The following is a 21226-nucleotide window of genomic DNA, read 5'->3' as shown; positions in this document are numbered from 1 at the left end:
TGATCCTCTTTGTGTCAACCGATGCGAATTCATTCAATTCTGCCCCGTCGAATAAATCCACGGGATCGTGAAGCGGAGGGTTGGACAGGCCCCGCGTTTAACAAGGAGTACAACACCCCGGTGGAACAAGGTGATGCGCAAGGGATTTCTCCTCGCCGGGCTGCTGGCGCTTGGCGGCTGCTTCGAGGATGCGGCGCCGAATGGCCAGGCATCGGCCCAACGCGACGATCCTCTCGGCCAGGTTCGCCTGGCGGCGGAAGGAAAGCTTCGTGACATCGCCCGCGATCCCGAGAACATGCGTTTCCGGGCCGTGGAAGTCCACAAGCAGTCGATCCCGGACACCTACGCCGTCTGTGGCCAGGCGACCCTGGCGGGCGGTGCCGTGTTCCTTCCCTTCGTCTCGGTGGTGAGCGCCACCAACGGCGGGCTGGAGGTGGAGCAGCATGTCGCCCGGAACAATGTGGAGGCGACACGGGTCTATGTGGAACTGGTAGGGCGCTGCTTCGATGGCGGGGGCCCGCAGGCCCGTGCGAACGGCACGCCCATGGCCCAGCTGCCGCCGCCCCTGCCGAACGGACTGCCAGTGCTTGATCAGATCCGCCCCGAGCCTCCGAAGGTGCCGGAACTCGTCACCGCGGTTTCGACGGAGCCGCGCCCTGTTGCCTCCAGCACGCTCGTCATGCGCCAGAACGGCAATGTCCGCTCATCGCCGAATGGCGGCGGGGCCGTGCTGCGGGTGGCCCGCAGCGGTTCCGTGCTGAACGTGTTCGGTACCGCGCCGGGCGGATGGTATCAGGTGGGCGACACGGAGCCGGAGGGCTGGGTGCATCGCACCGTCGGCTCGCCCCAGCCATCCGCGATGGCCTCGGCCCAATAGCCTGCGGCCGGGGCGGACGGCCCGGCCTCAGGCCGCCCCGCCCGGCGCCTGCAGGATCGCCCCGGCCCAGCCCAGGCCGCGATAGGTTTCGTAGCCCGGCGTGCGGTGGAAGGCGAGGGTGCGGCCGCCGGGCTCCTGCAGGCTTCCGCTCGGGCCCGTCGGAAGTTCCACCTGTTCGGTCAACTCCCCCCGGCCATCCGATGCCGCGAGCACCCGGCCCGCGGCATCCAGCAGCAGGACGCGTGAGGTCGCCGCCTCAGCCGGCGGGAGCCGTACGCCCTGGACCACCGCCCGGGCCTGCGGCGCCCAGTCGAAATGAACGCCCAGCACGCCCGTGACACGCCCCCGCACCGCGCCGCCTTCCCGGATGGCGGCGGCGTAGATGGCGGCGGGTGCGCCGCCAAGCGCCGGCTGGGGCGCGATATCCGCCACCGCGTAGTCGTCCCCGCTGGCAGAGCGCAGCGCTTCGGTGAACCAGGGCTGGCGGGAGACATCCAGGTCGTGGAGCCCTGGGTAGCGATCAGGCCGCCCATGGGCGATGACGCGGCCCGCGGGCGAGCAGATCCAGAGATCGAGATACACCGTATAGGCCGAGAGAATGACGCCCAGGCGCCGCTCCGCCTCCGCCACCCGTTCCGGCGTTGGGTCTGCCGCCGCATCCACCACGGCGGAATCCGTCGCCCACCACCGCACGTCGCAGGTGCGTTCGTAGAGATTGCGGTCGATGATCTCCACGGCGTTCAGGGCCAGGCCCACCAGCCGCTCACCACGGGTTTCGGCCGCCATGCGGGCGCCGACTGCCGCCAGCTCATCCAGGGCGGCGCGCAGCTCGCCTTCCATATCCGCCGCCAGCCGCCCGATCTCGGCGCTGACCGCCTTCACCTCCTCGGCCACCACGGCGAAGCCCTTGCCGGCCTCCCCCGCGCGCGCCGCCTCGATCGTCGCATTCAGGGCCAGGATCCGGGTCTGGCCGGTGATGGCCTGGATGGCCTGCACCTTGCGCCGCGCGACCTCGGCCGTTTCGCCGGCCAGGGCGACGACCCTTTCGGGTGTCGCAGCGGCCCCGGCGCAGTCGGCGGGCCGGCTGGCCGGGGAGCGGCGGAGCGGGGCCGAAAAGCCGTCCATCGAGATGAGTTCCCCTTGCCTGCATGTCCTGGCAGGCGGGGAGGGTAGGGCCGGTGCGGTGAATGAGCGGTGAACCGCGCGGCGAGGCGCGCAAGCGGCGTGGTCCCCCCTGCCGGATTCGAACCGGCACACCCCATGGGTGAGCGATTTTAAGTCGCCTGCGTCTACCGTTCCGCCAAGGGGGGCTGGCCTAGCATAGCGTTCCCTGGCGCGGCGTCACGCCGCCGGGCGCGCAGTGTCACGCCGCCGGGCGCGCAGCGTCCCGCCCGGCCGCCACCGCGTCGATGACCATCCGCTCCGTCAGGATCTGCGGCAGCACCAGCGGAGCGGCGGCGCCGGCGGGGTAGAAGAGATAGAGCGGCACGCCCTCGCGCCCCTGGGCTCGCAGCAGGGCCGTGATGGCGGGATCACCGCGGGTCCAGTCACCGGTCAGCACCGTCACGCCTTCCCGCTCGAAGGCCGCGCGGGTGGCGGCGGTTTCCAGCGCCACGCGCTCGTTCACCCGGCAGGTGATGCACCAGGCGGCTGTCAGGTTCACGAAGACCGGCCGGCCCTGGGCCCGCAGCGCGGCAAGCCGTGCCTCGGACCAGGCTTCGCCCGGTGCCTCGGCCATGGCCGGTGCCTGGGCGGTGGAAAGCCCGGGCAGCAGTGCCAGCGCGCCCAACAGCGCGGCCCCGGCCAAGCCGCGCCCGATCCAGCGGCGGCGGCCGGAGGCCTGCGCCACGCCCAGGGCCCAGGCGCCGAAGCCCACCAGCAGCGCACCCGCCAGCACGGGAACCAGCCCGTCCGGACCGGCCTGCACCGAAACGACCCAGGCCAGCCAGGCGGCCGCCCCATACATGGGAAAGGCCAGGAGTTGGCGCAGGCTTTCCATCCAGGCGCCGGGGCGCGGCAAGAGCCGCGTGAGGGCCGGGAAGCCCGCCAGCAGCAGATGCGGCAGGGCCATGCCCAGCCCCATCGCCCCGAACACCGCGATGGCGCCGGCGGGGGGCATGGCCATGGCGGCCCCCAGCGCCGCCGCCATGAAGGGGGCGGTGCAGGGCGTGGCCACCGCCACCGCCAGCACGCCCGTCCCCAGGCTGCCCCAACGCGCGCCGCCGCCCATGGCCGGGCCGCCCACCGCGAAGACGCCGGAGAGGTTCAGGCCCACCGCCAGCATCAGCCAGGCCATGCCGGCCACGAAGACCGGCGAGGTGAACTGGAAGCCCCACCCCGCCGCCATTCCGGCCGCGCGCAGCCCCAGCAGGGCGCCACCGATCGCGAGGAAGGCGATCACCACCCCCGCCACATAGGCCAGCGCCTCCGCCCGGACCGCCCTGCGGGAGGCGCCGGACAGTCGCGCCAGCCCCATGGCCTTCATGGCCAGCACCGGGAAGACGCAGGGCATCAGGTTCAGCACCAGCCCGCCCAGCGCTGCCAGCAGCGCCACCTGCCAGAGGGGCATGCCCGCCGGCAGGGCAGGCATGGCGCCCGGCTCCGCCGAGACGGCATAGGCGCTGCGCACCCCGGCCGCGTCGGTCATCGCCACCACGCCCGCGAGCGGGGACGGCACCGGCGAGACACCGCGTGCCAGGGACAGCACCATCGCGCCGTCGCGCAGCGCGAGCGCCTGTGGCCGGGTGTTGTCGATCACCCCCATGGCTTCGGGAAAGAAGAAGGCCTCCTTCACCGCGCCGGGAGCGAGGCCTGGGCCGGACAGCTCGATCGCACCCTTCGCCCCCTCGAAGCCCAGGCGCACGGCGAAGGGGGAGGGGCGGGGCAGGGCGGCCTCGGCCTGGCGGAACAGTTCCGCCGCCGCGGGGTCGGGGCGCGCGGCCGCCTCGACGGGCAGGTCCAGCCGGAAGGCGCCTTCCTCGGGGATGCAGACATCGGCGCAGACCAGCCAGCGCGCCGTGCCCTCGATGGTGTAGAGGCGGCCGGGCGGAAGATCGGCGGGCGGCGTGACGGTCAGCGGGAACACCGCCTCGCCGAGATAGCCGAAATTCACCAGCGGCCCGTAGGGGATGCGCTGCGGTGCGGGGAAGGCCAGGGCGCCGGCCTGCCCACCATCCCGCAGGTCCAGGTCCAGCGATGGCGCCTCGCCCGCATCGCCCGGGTTGATCCAGTAGCTGTGCCAGCCCGGGGCCAGCACCTGCCGCAATGCCAGGCGGAAGCTCTGCCCCGGGGCCACCGAAGCGGCCTCCGCCACCAGCGTCACGCGCGCGCGCGGCGATTCCACCGCCTCGCTCTCCACCGCCTGGGCGGTGAGCGGGGCAGCCAGGATCGCCAGGGAAAGTGCCAGGGCGTGCATCGGCGCGGCATAGGCCCGATGCGCCACCTCCCGCAACAAGATCAGGCGCTGGCCTGGTCCAGCGCCGCGACATCCTCCGCCGACAGGGTGAGGTGCACGGCCTTCACCAGGCTCCGCAGCTGCTCCAGGCTCGTCGCGCTGGCGATCGGCGCCGTCACGCCCTCCCGCGCGATGACCCAGGCCAGGGCCACCTCCGCCGGCCTGGCGCCCAGCCGGGCCGAAACCTCGTCCAGCGCCTGCAGGATCCGCATGCCACGCGCGTCCAGGTATTTCTCCACGCCCTTGCCGCGCGGGCTCTTCGAGAGATCCTCCTTCGAGCGGTACTTGCCCGAGAGGAAGCCGGAAGCGAGGGAATAGTATGTGATCACGCCGATCCCCTCCCGCATCGCCAGGTCGCGCAGCGCGCCATCGAAGCCGGAGCGGTCATAGAGGTTGTATTGCGGCTGCAGGGATTCGTAGCGCGGCAGGCCCTTCTCCTCCGCCACCCGCAGCGATTCCTCCAGCAGCGCGGCATCGTAGTTGGAGGTGCCGATGGCCCGGACCTTCCCCGCCTTCAGGAGCCTGTCATAGGCCCGCAGCGTTTCCTCCTGCGGCGTGTTCGGATCGGGCCAGTGGGACTGGTAGAGGTCGATGACGTCGGTGTTCAGCCGGCGCAGCGAATCCTCCACCGCCCTCTCGATCCATGCCGCCGAGAGGTCCTTGTGCCCCTGGCCCATGTCGGAACCGACCTTGGTGAGGATCAGCACCTTGTCCCGCTTGCCCGGATGGGCGCGAAGCCAGTTGCCGATGATCGTCTCGGATTCCCCGCCCTGGTTTCCCGGCGCCCAGCGGGAATAGACATCCGCCGTGTCGATCGCGTTCAGCCCGGCATCGACGAAGGCGTCGAGAAGGGAGAAGCTCGTTGCCTCGTCGATGGTCCAGCCGAAGACATTGCCGCCGAAGACGAGGGGCGCGATCTCCAGGCCGGAACGGCCGAGCGGGCGCTTCTGCATGAAGGTGTCCTTTCCAATACCGGACGGCAGTTGGGGCCTGCCCTGGCCGCTGCCCAGGGGTGGGCCGAGGGCGCCTATCCCGCCGCCCCGCCTCCGATCCGGATCTCGGCCCGCAGCCCCTCGCGCCGGAAATCGAAGGTGACAAGCGAGCCCGGCCCCATCTCCCGCGGCAATGCGCGCTCGAGCAGCCGCGTGCCGAAGCCGCGCCGTACCGGCGCCGCCTCGACCGGCGGGCCGCCCCGTTCGGTCCATTCCACCCACGCCACGCCCGCTTCGGTGGTGCAGCCGACCGTCACCAGCCCTTCCGGGCGGGAGAGGGCGCCGTATTTCGCCGCATTGGTCGCCAGTTCGTGCAGCGCCAGCACCAGCGCTTGGGCCTGGGCGGCGCGCAGGGCGGGGAACACCCCGGCGCAGCTGCACGCCACCGTCACGCGGCCTGTCTCCGTCCAGGGGGCGAGGGCCGCCCTGACGACGCTGGGCAGGGGCGTGTCGGCCCAGGTGCGGGCCACCAGCAGGTCATGCGCGCGGGCCAGGGCCCGTAGGCGCTGGTCGAGATCGGCATAGGACTGGGCGGGATCCCGTCCTTCTCCCCGCAGGGTCTGGGCGGCGATGGCCTGGACGGTGGCCAGGGTGTTCTTCACCCGGTGGTTCAGCTCACCGATGAGCAGGGCCTGGCGGCGATCGGCATCGGCCCGCTCCGCCTCGCGGCCGGCCAGGGCTGCCGCCGCATCGGACAGCGCCGCGCCCACGCGGCTCGCCTCCGCAACGCCGGGCGGCGGCCGGACCGGTTCCTCGCCGCGGCCGAGCGCCGCTGCCCCCTTGGCGAGCGCCGAGAAGGCCAGCGCGATCCGCCGCCCCTGCCAGGCTGCGCCGCCCAGCCCCAGCAGGAGCAGCCCGCCCCCGGTGGCCATGGCGGCGAGAAGGCCCGCATGGAGCGGTGCCGCGATCTCCTCCAGCGGGACCACCACCACGACGCGCCAGTGGGTTCCCGGCACCTCTGCCTGGACGCCGCGTGCCGGCATGCCCTCATGCGAGACGGTCTCGAAGGGGGAGGCTTCGGCCGCGATCGCCGCCATGGTGAGGGGCGTCGCCTGGCGCCCGATGAGGGTGCCGGAGTCATGGGTGCGCGCGACCACCAGCCCGCGCCCATCCAGCAGCGCCGCGCGCCAGGTATCGGGCAGCCGCTGCTCGGTCAGTACGCGGTCGAGCGAGGATGCCCGCAGGTTCATGCTGAGGTCGTAGAGCGCCTGTCCGTCCGTGCCCCGCACGGGAACATAGACCCCCACGATGTATTCCCGGGAGATCGGCCCGCGATCCAGGTTGGAAACCTCCGCCTTCCCGGTCTGCATGACACGCCTCGTCAGTTCGGGATCGACGCGGGGTGGCAGGGGCGTGCCCAGCGGGTGCTCGGAACTGAGGATCAGGCGGCCATCCGTCGCCGCCAGCATGATCCTTGCCCCGGCCGGCCGGGGCGTGCGCCCGATCTGCTCGCGGAAGATATCGAGCCGCCCTTCCGCGAGGGCAGGCGAGGCGGCGAGCGCCTCCAGCGTCCCCCGCACCGTCGCCAGCTCGCGGACGATGGCGGCGGAGAGTGCCTCGGTGCGGGCGCGGAGCGCGGCATCCGTCCGTTCCCGCGCGCCGTGCCAGCCTTCCAGCGCCGCCAGCCCCAGCGCCAGGGCCGCAGGCAGCGCGACCGAGAGGGCAAGGACGACGAGGCGTGTCCGCACCGACCATTCGGCACGCTGGGCGTGTCGCGGCGCGGCGTCCCGCGTCGCGCCCTCAACCCTGGCTGTGCTGGAATCCATCGGGACCGGCCGAAGCCTCGGACATAGGCATGTTCCACCGGCATAGAACGCCGGGCCGCGCTTGTCACCGAAGCAGCGCCGCGCGGGGGACGCCCTGCCACCATCGTGACCCCGGCCCGGTGATCCGGCGGATCGCGGTTTGACAACCCGCGCTCCTGCCCCGACACGCGCCGCGATGATCCTGCCCGAACTTCCGGTCAACGAGGCCCTGCCGGCCCTCCTCGCCGCCCTGCGGGTGCGCTCCAACGCCGTGCTCGTCGCCCCGCCCGGCGCAGGCAAGACCACCATCGTGCCCCTGACCCTGCTGGAGGAGCCCTGGGCGACGGGGAAGATCCTGGTGCTGGAGCCCCGCCGGGTTGCCGCCCGCGCCGCCGCGCGCCGCATGGCCGACCTGGCCGGGGAAGGGGTGCCGGGCGGGCTGGTCGGCCTTTCCACAAGGCTGGATCGCGCGACTTCGGACCGCACGCGGGTGGAGGTGGTGACCGAAGGCCTGCTGGTCCGGCGCCTGCAATCCGACCCGGGGCTGGATGGCGTCTGCGCCGTGCTGTTCGACGAGGCGCATGAGCGGCATCTGGACACCGATCTCGGCCTCGCCCTCTGCCTCGACCTGCAGCGGGAATTGCGGCCGGAACTGCGGTTGGTGGCCATGTCCGCCACGCTTGATGCCGGCGGCTTCGCCACCCTGCTCGATGCACCCGTGATCGAGAGCGCGGGCCGCGCCTATCCCGTCGCCATCCATCACCGCCCGCGCGACATCAAGGAACCACGCGACCTGCCCGAGGCCATGGCGGCGGCGATCCGGGAGGCGCTGCGCGCCCATCCCGGCGACGTGCTGGCCTTTCTGCCCGGCTGGGGCGAGATCCGCCGCACGGCCGAGCGGCTGGGCGGCGTGGATGCCGAGGTGCTGCCCCTGCATGGCGAGATGCCGCCGGCCGAGCAGGACCGGGCGCTGAACCCTTCCGGCCGCCGCAAGGTGGTGCTCGCCACCTCCATCGCCGAGACCTCGCTGACCGTGCCCGGCGTGCGGATCGTGGTGGATGGCGGCTTCCGCCGCGCGCCCCGGCTGGATGCCGCCACGGGCCTCACCCGCCTCGCCACGGTCCGCATCTCCCGCGCCGCCGCCGAGCAGCGCGCCGGCCGCGCCGGCCGCACCGAGCCGGGGGTCGCCATCCGCCTCTGGACCGAGGCGCTGCATCGCGGCCTGCCCCTGGCCGACCGGCCCGAGATGCTGGAGGCGGAACTGTCCGGCCTGGCGCTCGATTGCGCCGCCTGGGGCGCCGAGCCGCGCGCGCTGCCCTTCCTGGACCCGCCGCCGGAAGGCGCCCTGGCTGCCGCCCGCACGCTGCTGCAGGAGCTGGATGCGCTGGACCAGCAGGGCCGCATCACCCCCACGGGCCGCCGCATGGCACGGCTCGGCGCCCATCCCCGCCTGGCCCGGGTGATGGTGGAGACCCGCACGCCGGGGGAGGGGGCGCTGGCCGCCGACCTCGCGGCCCTGCTGGAGGAGCGCGATCCCATCCGCAACCGGGAGGCCCCGGCCGACCTCCATATGCGCCTGGAGCTTCTACAGGGCGGCGACCATCCGGAGGCGGACCGGGCAACGGTCCAGCGCATCCGCCGCACCGCGCAGCTCCATCGCCGCCGCCTCTCCATCCCCGAGCGCACGCCGCCCGAGGGCGATCCCGCGGCCCTCCTCGCCGCCGGCTTCCCGGACCGCATCGCGGCCAAGCGCGGCAACATGGATGGCGCCTTCCGCCTCGCCTCGGGCCAGGGGGCGCGGCTCTCCGCCACCGATCCGCTGCGCAAGGCCCAGCTGCTGGCCGTGGCGGCGCTGGAGCTGGCGGGCACCGAGGCCCGCATCCGCATGGCCGCCCCGCTGGACCGCGCCATGCTGGAGGCCCGCTTCCCCGAGCGCTTCCTGCGCGAAGAGGTGACGGAGTTCGACGCCCGCGCCAATGCCGTGGTGGCCCGCAGGCGGCTCCGCTTCGGCCCGCTGGTGCTGGAGGAAGCCACCCTTCCCCATGCCGACCCGGCCGCCGTTGCCGAGGCCCTGGCCCGCGCCGCCGCCAGCCGCGGCTTCCGGGACCTGGACTGGACCAAGGCGGCCACCCAGCTCCGCGCCCGCCTTCGCTGGGCCCAGGCAACGGAAGGCGCGCCCTGGCCGGATGTCTCGGACGCCGCCCTGGCAGCGGGGGCGGCGGAATGGCTGGCGCCCTACCTGAACGGCCTATCGAAGCTGTCCGAGCTGCGTTCGCTCGATGCGGTGGCGATCCTGCGGGGCCTGGTGCCCTGGGAATCCCAGCGCCGCCTGGACGCGGAGCTGCCGCCCCGGGTGGAGCTGCCCGGGGATCGCAGCGCCATGATCGACTATGACCGCGAGGTGCCGGCCCTGGAGGCCCGGGCGCAGCATCTCTTCGGCCTGGCCGCCACCCCGCCCCTGATGGGCGGGCGCATCCCCCTGCAGGTCTCCCTCCTGTCCCCGGCAGGGCGCCCGATCGCCGTCACCTCCGATCTCGGGGGCTTCTGGCGCGGTGGCTGGGCGGAGGTAAGGCGGGAAATGCGGGGCCGTTATCCGAAGCACGCCTGGCCCGAGGATCCATCCCAGGGTGCATGATGCCTTGAACCGGGATGGATCGTTCCCTCTCTATAGAGAGGACCTGTCCTCCCGAGTCGCCGGAGAGCCCCCACCCCCCATGCGTCAGCCCTTGCCTCGCCGCGCCGCCATCCTCGGTTTCGCGGCCCTCGCCGCCGCGCCAGGCTGCGCCCCTCTGGAAGCCCAGGCCCAGTCCGCCGCCCCGGGCACGCGCTTCACCGTGCTGCCGGATTTCGCCGACCTGGCCCAGGCCGTGCTGCCGGCGGTGGTGAACATCGCCGTCACGGGCGAGCAGACCACGCAGATCCCGCCCGAGCTCCGCGGCACCCCCTTCGAGCGCTATTTCCGCGACCGGCGCGGTGGCCGCCAGCAGGTGCAGGGCGCCGGCTCCGGCTTCATCATCGATTCCAGCGGCTATGTGGTGACCAACAACCACGTCGTCGGCTCCGCTGCCCGCGTCATCGTCTCCCTGCAGGATGGCAGCGAGCATCCGGCGCGCGTGGTGGGCACGGATGAGCTGACCGACCTTGCCTTGCTGCGCATCGAATCCCGTGTGCCCCTGACGGCCGTGCCCTGGGGCAGCAGCCCCGTGCGCGTGGGCCAATGGGTGATGGCGGCGGGCAATCCCTTCGGCCTGGGCGGCACGGTCACCACCGGGATCGTCTCGGCCCGCGGGCGCGAGATCGGCGCCGGGCCCTTCGACGACTTCATCCAGACCGATGCGGCCATCAATCCCGGCAACTCCGGCGGCCCGCTCTTCAACACGGTGGGGGAGGTGATCGGCATCAACACCGCCATCTACTCGCCGTCCGGCGCCAGCGCCGGCATCGGCTTCGCCACCCCCTCGGACCTCGCCCGCGGCGTGATCGAGCAGCTCCGCCGCGACGGGCGCGTGGAGCGCGGCTGGCTGGGCGTGGCGGTCCAGGACGTGGGGAACGACGCGCCCCGCGGCCGCCGCGGCGTGCAGATCCAGGGCGTGGAGCGCAACTCCCCGGCTGCCCGGGCCGGGCTGCGCCCGGGTGACCTCGTGACCGCGCTGAACGGGGACCGGGTCGAGACGTCCCGCGCCCTCATCCGCACCGTCGCGGGGATCGCCCCGGGGCAGAGCGTCCGCCTCTCCGTGCTGCGGGACGGGCGGGCGCAGGACATCAACGTGCAGGTCGGCCGGCGCCCGCCGGGCACCGGCACGCCGCAATAGGCCGTGCGCGCCTTGCGCCCGGCGCCCCGGCATGACGCTATGGGCCGCATCAAACCGGGCCAGGCTGGCCCGGCCGCCATTTTCCAAGCGAGCTAGGAAGCGCCGTGCGTATCCTCCTTGTTGAGGACGACCCTGAGGTCGCCCGTTTCGTCCGTAAGGGTCTGACCGAGGCCGGCCACATCGTGGAGCACCGCGATAACGGCAAGGACGGCCTTTTCGCCGCCGCCGGGGAACCCTTCGACCTGCTGGTGCTGGACCGCATGCTGCCCGGCGGCGTGGATGGGCTGCGCCTGGTCGAGACCCTGCGCGCGCAGGAAAACCGGACCCCGGTCCTCTTTCTCACCGCCCTCTCGGCGGTGGATGAGCGGGTGCGCGGCCTGAAGGCCGGCGGCGACGACTACCTCACCAAGCCCTTCGCCTTCGCCGAGCTGCTGGCGCGGGTGGAGGCCCTGGGCCGCCGCCCGGCCTCCGAGGCGCCGGCCACCCGCCTGCGCGTCGCGGACCTGGAGCTGGACCTGCTCTCCCGCACCGTGACCCGCGGTGGCAAGCGGATCGACGTGCAGCCGCGCGAGTTCCGCCTGCTGGAGCACCTGATGCGCCATGTGGGGCAGGTCGTCACCCGCACCATGCTGCTGGAGAAGGTGTGGGATTATCATTTCGACCCGCAGACCAACGTGATCGACGTGCATGTCTCCCGCCTCCGCCAGAAGCTGGACCGGGGCTTCGACAAGCCGCTGATCCATACGGTGCGCAATGCCGGCTACATGATCCGCGCGGAGGATCAGGCCTAGCGGCCCGCCATGCCGGCCGAGGAGATGCGCCGCGCGCCCGTCCCCCGGCTGGTGGACAGTGCCGGCTTCCGGATCGCCGTCTTCTTCGCGGTGATGTTCCTGCTGGGCGGCGTCGCCTTTTCCGGCATCGTCTGGTGGAACACGGCGGGTGGGCTGGACCGGCAGACCGATGCCGCCATCCGCGCCGATGTCGCTTCCCTCATCATCCGTTTCGAGGAGGATGGGCGGGCGGGTGTGCTGGACGGCATCGCCTTCCGCCTTGCCCGGGATGGGGATGCGCAGGATCTCTACCGCCTGACCGATTCCGCCGGGCGGCACCTCGGCGGCAACCTCCAGGCCACGCCGGAGGAGCTGGAAGGCCCCTCTCCGGATGCCGAGGCGCTGCGCTGGCTTCGTGCCCCGCTGATGCGGGAGGGCGCGCTGACCGAGGCCAGGCTCTACCGCGCCGATCTTTCGAATGGTGACCGCCTGATCGTCGGGCGCGACGTGGAGGAGCGGTTCCGCCTTCGCCAGCTTCTGGCACGCGGCCTGGGATGGGCCGCCAGCGTGGCCTGCCTTCTCGCCGTGATCGGTGCGGTGCTGCTGCGCCGCGCCCTGCAGAACATGCTGCGCCCGGCGGCCGAGACCGTCTCGGCCATCGCGGCCGGGGACCTCACGCAGCGCGTCCCGCTCTCGGGCCGCGACGATGAGTTCGACCGCCTGGGCCGGACGATGAACGCCATGCTGGACCGGATCGGCACGCTGATGGCCGGCATACGCGGCGTGTCCGATGCCATTGCCCATGACCTCCGCACGCCGGTCGCCCGCGCGCGCGGAAGGCTGGAGGAGGCGCTGGAGGCCGACCCCGAGGCGATGCGCCGGGCTGTCGAGCAGGGAATCGCCGACCTGGACGGCATGATCCGCATCTTCCACGCCGTTCTCCGGATCACCGAGGCCGAGGCGGGCGCCCGGCGGGCCGCCTTCGCTACGCTGGACCTGTCCCCCGTGCTGGCGGATGCTGCGGAGCTGTACGAGGCCATCGCGGAAAGCCGCGGGGTGGTGCTGGAGCAGGACCTGCCAGGCACCCTGCTCATCACCGGGGACAGGGACCTGCTCCTGCAGGCCGTGGCCAACCTGCTGGACAACGCGGTCAAGTTTTCCCCCGCCGGCGGGCGGATCCGCCTCTCCGCCGCGGCGGAGGGCACCCGGCTTCGGATCACGGTCGCGGATGAGGGGCCGGGGCTGCGGCCCGCGGACCGCGCGAGGGCCGGGGAACGCTTCTTCCGCGCCGACAGCGCCCGCGCCACGCCGGGCTACGGGCTGGGCCTGTCCCTCGTGCGGGCCGTGGCCGGGCTGCATGGCGGGGAATTGTTCCTGGGCGACGCCCATCCGGGCCGCCTTCCACCTGGGCTGGCCGCCACCCTGATCCTTGAGGCCGCCCCCGTCCCGCCATCCCCGGGAGGCGTGGCGGAATGACGCCGCGCGCGCCCTTCGCCTCGTCCCTGGCCGGCGCCGCCGCCCTGTGCACCACCATCGGCCTGGCCCGCTTCGGCTATGTGCCCCTTTTCCCGGCCCTGGTCGCGGCTGGCTGGGTGGGAGGGGGCGAGGCCGGGGCCCTGGGCGCCACCACCTTCGCCGGGCATCTCATCGGCGCGCTGTCAGCCACCCGCCTTGGCGGGGCGCTGGGCGTGCGGCGGGCGCTGGACATCGCCATGGCGCTGGCCACCCTGTCCTTCCTCGCCTGTGCCTTGCCCCTCGGCTTTGCCTGGCTCGCGCCCTGGCGCTGCGTGGCCGGCATTGCGGGCGGCATCGCCATCTCCCTCGCCGGGCCGGCGGTGCAGGCCGTCACCCCCGATGGGCGGCGGGGCGCCGCGGGCGGCATCGTCATCGCCGGGGTGGGGGTGGGGGTCATCGCCGCCTCGCTGCTCCTGCCCGCGCTGCTCTCCGCCGGCGTGGCCGCGGCCTGGCTCGGCCTCGGCCTGCTCTCGGCCGCTCTCTGGGCCTTCGCCCATCCGCGATGGCCGGATCCGCCCGCGCTTCCGCCCGCCGCTCCGCGCGGGGCGGGAGGGCAGGGGCCTGTCGGGGCCATCATCCTGGCCTATGGCCTCTCGGCGGCGGGCATGACGCCGCCCATGGTCTATCTGGCGGATCTCGCCGTGCGCGGGCATGGCATGGGCATCGCCGCGGGCGGCCTGGTCTGGGCCCTGTTCGGCCTGGGCGCCGTGATCGGCACTCTCGGCGGCGGGCGCGTGGCGGATCGGCTCGGGCGCTGGGCCATGGCCCTGTGGATGGCCGCCCAGGCCGGTGCCCTCGGCGCGGCGCTGCTGCCGCATCCCGCGGCGGTCATCCCCGCCGCCCTCCTTTCGGGCTTCTCCGGCGTCGGCATTTCCGCCGTGGCGCTGGGACGCCTGCGCGGCATCCTGGGCCCCGGCACCGGCCCTGCCTGGGCCCGCGCCACGGCCGTCTATGCCGCCGCCCAGGCCGCCACCGGCTATGCCCTGGCTTGGCTCTTCGCGGCGACCGGGAACGCGCACGCCCCCGTCTTCCTGGCCGGGCTGGTCCTGAGCGGGATGGGATTGGCGGTGGCGATCCGGCGCGGGTAAGGGCGCCTTCCCGGGCCTATACCGCCGGGGAATGCCGCATGGCGGAGGGCGCCAGATAGGCGTCGAAGCAGGCCGCCACCTGCCGCACGAACCGGCGCCCGGAGGTGGTGACGGCCAGGCGTCCCTCCTCCACCTCCACCAGCCCCTGGGCCGCCAGCGGCGCCATGCGTTGCAGGGCGGTGCCCAGGGCTTCGGCGGGCACCTCGTGCAGATCCAGCGCGAAGTCGCACATCAGGCGTTCGATCATCCGGGCCCGCCAGCGATCCTCCGGCGTCACCGCCACGCCGCGGGCGATGGGGAGGTGCCCCTCGGCCACCGCGGCGGCGTGGGCGCGCTCATCCAGCAGGTTCTGCGCATGGCCGCCCGGCAGGGTGCCGATCGCGGAGGGGCCGAGGCCGAGCAGCACGGGGGCGGCATCCGTCGTGTAGCCCTGGAAGTTGCGGCGCAGCTGCCCGCCGGCGGCGGCCCGGGCCAGCGGGTCGCCGGGCCGGGCGAAATGGTCCAGCCCCAGCGCCATGTAGCCCGCGCGGGCCAGCACGGCCTCGGCGGCCTCCGCCTGTTCCAGCCTGGCCTCGATGCCCGGGAGCGTGGCGGCGTCGATGGCGTTCTGGTGCGGCTTCATCCAGGCCACATGGGCATAGCCGAAGACGGCAACCCGGTCCGCGCCCAGTGAGGCCGCGAAGCGGGCGCTGGCCTTCACATGCTCCACCGTCTGGGTGGGCAGGCCATACATCAGGTCGATGTTGATCGCCCCGATCCCGGCGGCGCGCAGGCGGTCCACGGCCACGGCCACCAGTTCGGCCGGCTGGGGGCGGCCGATCCGCGCCTGGACCTCCGGTGATACATCCTGCACGCCCAGGCTGGCGCGGTTGAAGCCGAGCGCGCCGAGCATGTCCACCATCGGCTCGTCCAGGGTGCGCGGGTCCAGCTCGATGGCGATCTCCGCACCGGGGCGGATGCCGAAGCGGGCGCGCAGCTGGCGCATCATCGTCATCATCCGCACCGGCCCGATGATGGAGGGCGTGCCGCCGCCGAAATGCAGGTGGGAGATGCCGCCATGGGCGGGGAGGACATCGGCCAGCAGCGCCGCCTCGGCCTCCAGCGCATCGGCGAAGGCTTCGATCCGCGCGGCGGAGCGCGTGGGCTTGGCGTGGCAGGCGCAGTACCAGCAGAGCTCCCTGCAATAGGGAACATGCAGGTAGAGGGAGAGCGCGTCCTTCGGCCCGATCCCCTCGCGCAGCCAGCCGCGGTATTCGGCCTCCCCAAGCGGTCCGAACTGCGCCGCGGTGGGGTAGCTCGTGTAGCGGGGCACCCGCGCCTCGGCGAGCGCCAGCAGCGCGCGGGATGGGGTGTTCACGGCCGGGGAGGTCATGGCCCCGGCGATACCGCGCGTGCGGGCCAGTGGCCTTGATGCAGGTCAAAGGGCCAGGCCCGCCTGACAGGCGCGGCCCGAAGGGCTAAGGGGCCTGCACCAAGCCGTTCCAGGGATCGAGCCTCATGGACCCCGCCATCCTCCGCGCGCAGGCGCATCGCGTGCTGCGCGACGCCACCATCCCGGAACTGCCCAAGCACTACAGCGGCAAGGTGCGGGACAATTACGACCTGCCCGATGGCCGCCGCGTGATCATCGCGACCGACCGGCTCAGCGCCTTCGACCGCATCCTCTGCGCCGTGCCCTTCAAGGGCCAGGTGCTGACCCAGACGGCGCGGCACTGGTTCGAGCACACGCGGGACATCTGCCCGAACCATGTGCTGGAGTATCCGGACCCGAACGTGGTCATCGGCCAGCGGCTGGACATCCTGCCGGTGGAGATCGTGGTGCGCGGCTACCTGGCCGGCACCACCGGCACCTCCATCCTCACCCTCTACAAGGCCGGGCAGCGCGAGATGTACGGGATGCGCCTGCCCGACGGCATGCGGGACAACCAGCGCCTGCCCGCGCCCGTCATCACCCCCACCAGCAAGGCCTTCGATGGCGGCCATGACGAGCCGCTGACCCCGGCCGAGATCCTGGAGCGCGGGCTGCTGACCGCCGCCCAGTGGGAGCAGCTGAGCCACTACGCCCTCTCGCTCTTCGCCCGGGGCCAGGCCATGGCGGCGGAGCGCGGGCTGATCCTGGCGGACACGAAATACGAGTTCGGCACGGACCCGGATGGCCGGATCGTGCTGGCCGACGAGATCCACACCCCCGACAGCAGCCGCTACTGGAAGGCAGCGACCTACGAGGCGCGTTTCGAGGCCGGCGGGAAGCCCGAGAGCTTCGACAAGGACTTCGTCCGCTCCTGGGTCGCTGCGCGCTGCGATCCCTACAACGATCCCATACCCGAGATCCCGGAGGGAATGCTCATCGACACGGCCGCCGTCTATGTGGAGGCCTTCGAGACCATCACGGGCCAGGCCTTCACCCCGGATACGGAGGGTGCGACGGTGCTGGAGCGCATCCGGGGCCGCCTGGCGCCCCTGTTCCGCGCGGCCTGACGCCCGGGGGCGCCCCGGCCCCCTTGCCAGCCCCGTCCCGCCGGGGAACATCGGCGGGACTCAGGAGGATCGCCCATGCCGGACCAGACCGGCCCCAACGCACCGCCGGAAGACCCGCGCCTGCCGCTCACGGGGCTGCGCGTGGTCGAGCTGGGGCACTACATCGCCGCTCCCTTCGCCACGCGCCTGCTCGCCGATCTCGGGGCCGAGGTCATCAAGGTGGAGCCGCCGGAGGGCGACCCGCACCGGGACTGGGGCGCCAGGATGAACGGCCATGCGGTGTGGTTCAGCATCCATGGCCGCAACAAGCTCTCCGTCACGCTCGACCTGAAGAGCGAGGAGGGGCAGCGGCGGGTGAAGGCGCTCTGCGCCCGTGCCGACGCGCTGGTGGAGAATTTCCGCCCCGGCTACCTGGAACGGATCGGCCTCGGGCCGGATGCGCTGCGGGCAGAGAATCCGCGCCTCGTCATCGCCCGCGTCTCCGGCTACGGCCAGGACGGGCCCTATCGCGACAAGCCGGCCTTTGGCGCCATCGGCGAGGCGATGGGCGGGCTGCGCCACCTGACCGCCAATCCCGGCCAGACCGACCTGCCCCCGCCACGCTGCGGCGTCTCGATCAGCGACGACCTCGCGGGCATGTATGCCGCCCTTGCCCTTGTTTCCGCCTGCTGGGGGCGGGACCGGAACCCGGAGGGGAAGGGGACGACCATCGACCTCGACCTCGTCAGCTCGGTTTTCTCGCTGATGGAGGGGATGCTGCCGGAATATGGGCTGCTCGGCCGCATCCGGCAGCCCATGGGCGCTGCGCTGCCCAGCGCCGCGCCCACCAACACCTATCCCTGCGCCGATGGGAAATGGCTGGCGGTGGCGGGCAATTCGGACCTGATCTACCGCCGCCTGATGACGCGCATCGGCCGCCCGGACCTGGCCGATGACCCGCGCATGGCCAGCAATTCCGGCCGATGCGCCCATGCCGCCGAGCTGGACGAGGCCATCGCCGCCTGGACCCGGACACTGCCCGCCAAGGAGGCGCAGGAGGCGCTGGAAGCCGTGCAGGTGCCATGCTCCCGCCTCTATGACATGCGGGACTGCGTCGAGGACCCGCATTTCCAGGCCCGGGACATGATGCTGAACGTGCCGGATCCGCTGGTGGGCGCCGATGTGCCCCACCCCGCCGCCCCCTTCCGCTTCGAGGGCGTGGCACCGCGCGACATGGTACGCTGGCCCGGCCCTGCGGTGGGCCAGCACAATGACCATGTCTTCGGCACCCTTCTGAACGAGAAGAAGAGCGAGGAAGCGCCATGAACGAGCGCGCCATCATCAGCGACGTCGCCCCGCGCGACGGGCTGCAATCCATTGGCCCCTTCGTCCCGACCGAGACGAAGATCGCCATCGTCCGCGCCCTCCATGCCGCCGGCATCCGGCGGATGGAGATCGGCTCCTTCGTCTCCCCCAGAGCCGTGCCGCAGATGGCGGATACGGGCGAGGTGCTGAAGGCGGCGCTGGAGCTCCCCGGGCTGGAATCCACCGTGCTGGTGCCGAACCGCAAGGGCTTCGAGCTGGCGGCGAAGTCCGGCGCGCAGCGGCTGGGCCTCTTCATGTCGGCCACCGAGAGCCACAACAGGTCCAACCTGAACCGCACGCGCGAGGAGTCCTTCGCCGACCTCGCCGCGATCGTGCGGGATTCGAAGGCTGCGGGACTGCTGGTGCGGTTCAATCTCTCGACCGTCTTCCATTGCCCCTTCGAGGGCGTGGTGCCCGAGGATGAGGCACTGGGCTGGGTGGAGCGGATCGTCGCGCTCGACCCGGGCATGGAGATCGCCCTGGCCGACACCACCGGCAATGCTTCCCCGGACCAGGTGCGCCGCATGTTCGAGCGCGCCCACCATCTCTGGGGTGAGCGCTTCGCCTTCCATGGCCATGACACCTACGGCATGGGCGTGGCCAATGTCTCCGCGGCCTGGGAGGCGGGGGTGCGGATCTTCGATTCCGCGGCCGGCGGCCTGGGCGGTTGCCCCTTCGCCCCCGGCGCCACGGGCAATGTGGCGACCGAGGATGTGGTCTGGCTGTTCCGCCGCATGGGGGTGGAGACCGGGATCGACTGGAACAGGCTGCTGGAGGCCGCCGATATCGCCGCCGCCGTACCGGGCGGCACGCCCGGCGGGCGGCTGCGCGGCGTGCCGGCGGTGCGGCGCGCGGCCTGAACGCTGGCGGTGACGCGCCGGGCGTAACCGGCGCGCATCACCCGATCATCCGAATGCCCTTGCCCCGGCCGAACGGCTTGGGGAGCCCGCCCGCCTCGGCCAGCATGGCTCCCCTTCCTGTTCCCGATTCCGCAAGGACTGCCCGGCATGTCGTTCTTCCCCAGCTGGCCGCTCGCCCGCGGCCCTGTCGTCCCGCCTGAAGAACGGCTGCCCTGGGGCACCACCGGCGTCCTGGGTATCCAGCACCTGGTCGCCATGTCGGGCTCCACCATTCTCGGGCCGCTGCTGATGGGGTTCGATCCGAACCTCGCCATCCTCTTCTCAGGCATCGGCACGCTGATCTTCTTCCTGCTCGTGGGCGGCCGGGTGCCGAGCTATCTCGGTTCCTCCTTCTCCTTCATCGCGGTGGTGATCGCGGTCACGGGCTATGCGGGTTCCGGCCCCAACCCGAATATCGGCCCGGCGCTGGGCGGCATCATTGCCTGTGGCGCACTCTATGCCGCCATTGGCGTGCTGGTGATGTTCACCGGCTCCAACTGGATCGAGCGGTTGATGCCCCCCGCCGTGACCGGCGCCGTGGGCGCGGCCATCGGCCTGAACCTCGCCCCGGTGGCGGTGAAGGGCATCCAGGGTGCGGGGCCGCATGTGGTGGTGGCGCTGACGACGCTGATCGCCACGGCACTGATCGCCGTCTATGCACCGCTCGCCATCCGCCGCATCTCCATCCTGGCCGGCATCGCATGCGGCTATGTGGCCTATCTGCTCATCGGCAATGTGATGGGGCTGCTGCCGCCCATCTCCTTCGCGGAGCTCGCCTCCGCGCCCTGGATCGGCGTGCCCACCTTCCACAGCCCAAGCTTCGAGGCGGGCGCGATGCTGCTGATCGCCCCGGTGGCGTTCATCCTGGTCGCGGAGAATCTGGGGCACATCAAGGCCATCGGCGCCATGACCGGCCGCAACCTCGACCCCTATATCGGCCGTGGTTTCCTGGGCGACGGCATCGCCACCATGGTCTCCGGCGCCGGCGGCGGCACGGGCGTGACCACCTATGTCGAGAACATGGGCGTCATGGCCGTCACCCGCGTCTATTCCACGCTGATCTTCGTGGTGGCGGCCCTGGCAGCCATCGCCCTCGGCTTCTCGCCCAAATTCGGGGCGCTGCTGCGGACCATACCCGGCCCGGTGCTGGGCGGGCTGGCCGTGATCGTCTTCGGGCTGATCGCCGCGGCGATGATCCGGCTCTGGGTGGATAACCGGGTGGACTTCTCGGACCCGCGCAACCTTCTCACGGTCGGCGTGGCGCTGGTGCTGGGCTCGGGCGACTTCACGGTGAACCTGGGCGGCTTCTCCATTGCCGGCATCGGCACGGCGACCATCGCCGCGATCGGCCTCTACCAGCTTCTCGGCATCGGCCGGCGCGACCCCGTTCGCGTGGCCCATGGCATCGCCGAGGGAGGAGGCGAGCGCCCGCTGCATTGAGGGGCCCGGCGCAAGCCAGCAGGGCCCGGGGAAGTTCGCTCCCCCGGGCCTTTTCCGTCAGCCGCTGGTCGGCCCCGCCACCTTGTCCGGGTAGTTGCAGAATTCCCGCGCCACGCAGTGCCAGCATTCCGGACGCCTGGCCTTGCAGACATAGCGCCCGTGCAGGATCAGCCAGTGATGGGCATCCCGCAGCAGCTCCGGCGGGCAGCGCTTCACCAGCGCATCCTCCACCGCGCGGGGCGTGTCGCCCGGGGCCAGGCCGGTGCGGTTGCCCAGGCGGAAGATATGGGTGTCCACCGCCATGGCGTTCTCGCCGAAGGCGACGTTCAGCACGACATTGGCTGTCTTTCGGCCGACGCCCGGCAGGGCCTCCAGCGCCTCCCTCTCCCGCGGGACCTCGCCGCCATGGCGCGCCAGAAGCTGTTCGGCGAGGGCGGCGACATTCTTCGCCTTGGCCTGCCACAACCCGATGCGGCGGATATGCGGGGCGATGCCCTCCGGCCCGAGCCGGGCCATGGCGGCGGCGTCGGGTGCCGCCTCGAAGAGGGTGGCGGTGGCCTTGTTCACCGCGACATCCGTGGTCTGGGCTGAGAGAACCACGGCCACCAGGAGGGTAAAGGCATCCCGGTATTCCAGCTCCGGCTTGGGTTCCGGATTAGCCTGGGCGAGGGCGCGGATGAAGGCGGAGGCCTGGGCGGCGGCCATGCGCCGGGCCCGGCGAGGGGCACTAGCGGTGCCATGGAGGAGGGAAGCGGCTTTGCGCGGGGGGCGGCTCACGGCAACGTCCATAGCGCAGGGCAGGGGAAAGGGCG

The 21226-nt window shown here is 72.5% G+C and carries 16 protein-coding genes and 1 tRNA gene; 10 read left to right on the top strand and 7 right to left on the bottom strand.

What is annotated here, in order from left to right; translation table 11 throughout:
- The first annotated feature begins 133 nt into the window (after nucleotides 1-133).
- Nucleotides 134-877, top strand: a complete 744-nt coding sequence (locus J8J14_RS05975; protein WP_209378541.1) for an SH3 domain-containing protein — start codon at nucleotides 134-136, stop codon at nucleotides 875-877.
- A 27-nt stretch (nucleotides 878-904) separates the two neighbouring features.
- Here the strand turns inward: J8J14_RS05975 and J8J14_RS25380 are convergent, their stop codons facing one another.
- The 5 genes from J8J14_RS25380 to J8J14_RS05950 form a co-directional block, all read right to left on the bottom strand.
- On the bottom strand, nucleotides 905-2002 hold the full coding sequence (locus J8J14_RS25380) for a methyl-accepting chemotaxis protein (protein ID WP_209378540.1): 1098 nt from the start codon (nucleotides 2000-2002) through the stop codon (nucleotides 905-907).
- 100 nt (nucleotides 2003-2102) lie between these two features.
- Nucleotides 2103-2187: transfer RNA gene (locus tag J8J14_RS05965), tRNA-Leu, on the bottom strand.
- Nucleotides 2188-2240: 53 nt separating this feature from the next.
- On the bottom strand, nucleotides 2241-4319 hold the full coding sequence (locus J8J14_RS05960) for a protein-disulfide reductase DsbD family protein (RefSeq protein WP_342452401.1): 2079 nt from the start codon (nucleotides 4317-4319) through the stop codon (nucleotides 2241-2243).
- 14 nt (nucleotides 4320-4333) lie between these two features.
- Nucleotides 4334-5284, bottom strand: coding sequence for an aldo/keto reductase (locus J8J14_RS05955; RefSeq protein WP_209378539.1), 951 nt, complete (start codon nucleotides 5282-5284; stop codon nucleotides 4334-4336).
- A gap of 74 nt (nucleotides 5285-5358) precedes the next feature.
- A complete protein-coding gene (locus J8J14_RS05950; RefSeq protein ID WP_209378538.1) occupies nucleotides 5359-7089 on the bottom strand; it encodes a sensor histidine kinase in 1731 nt (576 codons plus the stop codon).
- Between the two features lie 175 nt (nucleotides 7090-7264).
- Between J8J14_RS05950 and hrpB the strand changes: the two genes are divergently transcribed.
- The 5 genes from hrpB to J8J14_RS05925 all read left to right on the top strand — a co-directional run bounded on the left by hrpB (nucleotide 7265) and on the right by J8J14_RS05925 (nucleotide 14253).
- Nucleotides 7265-9703, top strand: a complete 2439-nt coding sequence (gene hrpB, locus J8J14_RS05945; protein ID WP_209378537.1) for an ATP-dependent helicase HrpB — start codon at nucleotides 7265-7267, stop codon at nucleotides 9701-9703.
- A 79-nt stretch (nucleotides 9704-9782) separates the two neighbouring features.
- A complete protein-coding gene (locus J8J14_RS05940; RefSeq protein ID WP_209378536.1) occupies nucleotides 9783-10880 on the top strand; it encodes a trypsin-like peptidase domain-containing protein in 1098 nt (365 codons plus the stop codon).
- Nucleotides 10881-10984: 104 nt separating this feature from the next.
- A complete protein-coding gene (locus J8J14_RS05935) occupies nucleotides 10985-11671 on the top strand; it encodes a winged helix-turn-helix domain-containing protein (RefSeq protein WP_209378535.1) in 687 nt (228 codons plus the stop codon).
- 9 nt (nucleotides 11672-11680) lie between these two features.
- Nucleotides 11681-13126, top strand: coding sequence for a sensor histidine kinase (locus J8J14_RS05930; RefSeq protein ID WP_245215442.1), 1446 nt, complete (start codon nucleotides 11681-11683; stop codon nucleotides 13124-13126).
- Nucleotides 13123-14253 carry a YbfB/YjiJ family MFS transporter gene (locus tag J8J14_RS05925; protein ID WP_209378534.1) on the top strand — a complete coding sequence of 377 codons (1131 nt, stop codon included), beginning with the start codon at nucleotides 13123-13125 and terminating at the stop codon, nucleotides 14251-14253. Before J8J14_RS05930 ends, J8J14_RS05925 begins: the two co-directional genes overlap by 4 nt.
- Before the next feature lie 16 nt (nucleotides 14254-14269).
- Here J8J14_RS05925 and hemN read toward each other — a convergent pair whose 3' ends face one another.
- Nucleotides 14270-15625 carry an oxygen-independent coproporphyrinogen III oxidase gene (hemN, locus tag J8J14_RS05920; RefSeq protein WP_209378533.1) on the bottom strand — a complete coding sequence of 452 codons (1356 nt, stop codon included), beginning with the start codon at nucleotides 15623-15625 and terminating at the stop codon, nucleotides 14270-14272.
- 125 nt (nucleotides 15626-15750) lie between these two features.
- Between hemN and J8J14_RS05915 the strand changes: the two genes are divergently transcribed.
- The 4 genes from J8J14_RS05915 (at nucleotide 15751) to J8J14_RS05900 (ending at nucleotide 20414) form a co-directional block, all read left to right on the top strand.
- A complete protein-coding gene (locus J8J14_RS05915; RefSeq protein WP_209378532.1) occupies nucleotides 15751-16731 on the top strand; it encodes a phosphoribosylaminoimidazolesuccinocarboxamide synthase in 981 nt (326 codons plus the stop codon).
- A gap of 75 nt (nucleotides 16732-16806) precedes the next feature.
- Nucleotides 16807-18036, top strand: a complete 1230-nt coding sequence (locus J8J14_RS05910; protein ID WP_209378531.1) for a CaiB/BaiF CoA transferase family protein — start codon at nucleotides 16807-16809, stop codon at nucleotides 18034-18036.
- Nucleotides 18033-18935 carry a hydroxymethylglutaryl-CoA lyase gene (locus J8J14_RS05905; RefSeq protein WP_209378530.1) on the top strand — a complete coding sequence of 301 codons (903 nt, stop codon included), beginning with the start codon at nucleotides 18033-18035 and terminating at the stop codon, nucleotides 18933-18935. Before J8J14_RS05910 ends, J8J14_RS05905 begins: the two co-directional genes overlap by 4 nt.
- Before the next feature lie 147 nt (nucleotides 18936-19082).
- Nucleotides 19083-20414 carry a solute carrier family 23 protein gene (locus tag J8J14_RS05900; protein ID WP_209378529.1) on the top strand — a complete coding sequence of 444 codons (1332 nt, stop codon included), beginning with the start codon at nucleotides 19083-19085 and terminating at the stop codon, nucleotides 20412-20414.
- Nucleotides 20415-20471: 57 nt separating this feature from the next.
- On the opposite strand, the gene nth is transcribed toward J8J14_RS05900, so the two are convergent.
- A complete protein-coding gene (nth, locus tag J8J14_RS05895) occupies nucleotides 20472-21119 on the bottom strand; it encodes an endonuclease III (protein ID WP_209378528.1) in 648 nt (215 codons plus the stop codon).
- Nucleotides 21120-21226 lie beyond the last annotated feature (107 nt).

It is taken from the genome of Pararoseomonas baculiformis, from assembly GCF_017813395.1.
Taxonomy (GTDB): domain Bacteria; phylum Pseudomonadota; class Alphaproteobacteria; order Acetobacterales; family Acetobacteraceae; genus Roseomonas; species Roseomonas baculiformis.
This window is presented reverse-complemented; position numbering and strand designations above follow the sequence as displayed.

Excerpts from the sequence above, each read along its gene's own strand:
- J8J14_RS05975 (WP_209378541.1), top strand. The coding sequence starts at position 134 with ATGCGCAAGGGATTTCTCCTCGCCGGGCTGCTGGCGCTTGGCGGCTGC.
- J8J14_RS25380 (WP_209378540.1), bottom strand. The coding sequence starts at position 2,002 with ATGGACGGCTTTTCGGCCCCGCTCCGCCGCTCCCCGGCCAGCCGGCCC.
- J8J14_RS05955 (WP_209378539.1), bottom strand. The coding sequence starts at position 5,284 with ATGCAGAAGCGCCCGCTCGGCCGTTCCGGCCTGGAGATCGCGCCCCTC.
- J8J14_RS05950 (WP_209378538.1), bottom strand. The coding sequence starts at position 7,089 with ATGGATTCCAGCACAGCCAGGGTTGAGGGCGCGACGCGGGACGCCGCG.
- hrpB (WP_209378537.1), top strand. The coding sequence starts at position 7,265 with ATGATCCTGCCCGAACTTCCGGTCAACGAGGCCCTGCCGGCCCTCCTC.
- J8J14_RS05940 (WP_209378536.1), top strand. The coding sequence starts at position 9,783 with ATGCGTCAGCCCTTGCCTCGCCGCGCCGCCATCCTCGGTTTCGCGGCC.
- J8J14_RS05930 (WP_245215442.1), top strand. The coding sequence starts at position 11,681 with ATGCCGGCCGAGGAGATGCGCCGCGCGCCCGTCCCCCGGCTGGTGGAC.
- J8J14_RS05925 (WP_209378534.1), top strand. The coding sequence starts at position 13,123 with ATGACGCCGCGCGCGCCCTTCGCCTCGTCCCTGGCCGGCGCCGCCGCC.
- hemN (WP_209378533.1), bottom strand. The coding sequence starts at position 15,625 with ATGACCTCCCCGGCCGTGAACACCCCATCCCGCGCGCTGCTGGCGCTC.
- J8J14_RS05915 (WP_209378532.1), top strand. The coding sequence starts at position 15,751 with ATGGACCCCGCCATCCTCCGCGCGCAGGCGCATCGCGTGCTGCGCGAC.
- J8J14_RS05910 (WP_209378531.1), top strand. The coding sequence starts at position 16,807 with ATGCCGGACCAGACCGGCCCCAACGCACCGCCGGAAGACCCGCGCCTG.
- J8J14_RS05905 (WP_209378530.1), top strand. The coding sequence starts at position 18,033 with ATGAACGAGCGCGCCATCATCAGCGACGTCGCCCCGCGCGACGGGCTG.
- J8J14_RS05900 (WP_209378529.1), top strand. The coding sequence starts at position 19,083 with ATGTCGTTCTTCCCCAGCTGGCCGCTCGCCCGCGGCCCTGTCGTCCCG.
- nth (WP_209378528.1), bottom strand. The coding sequence starts at position 21,119 with ATGGCCGCCGCCCAGGCCTCCGCCTTCATCCGCGCCCTCGCCCAGGCT.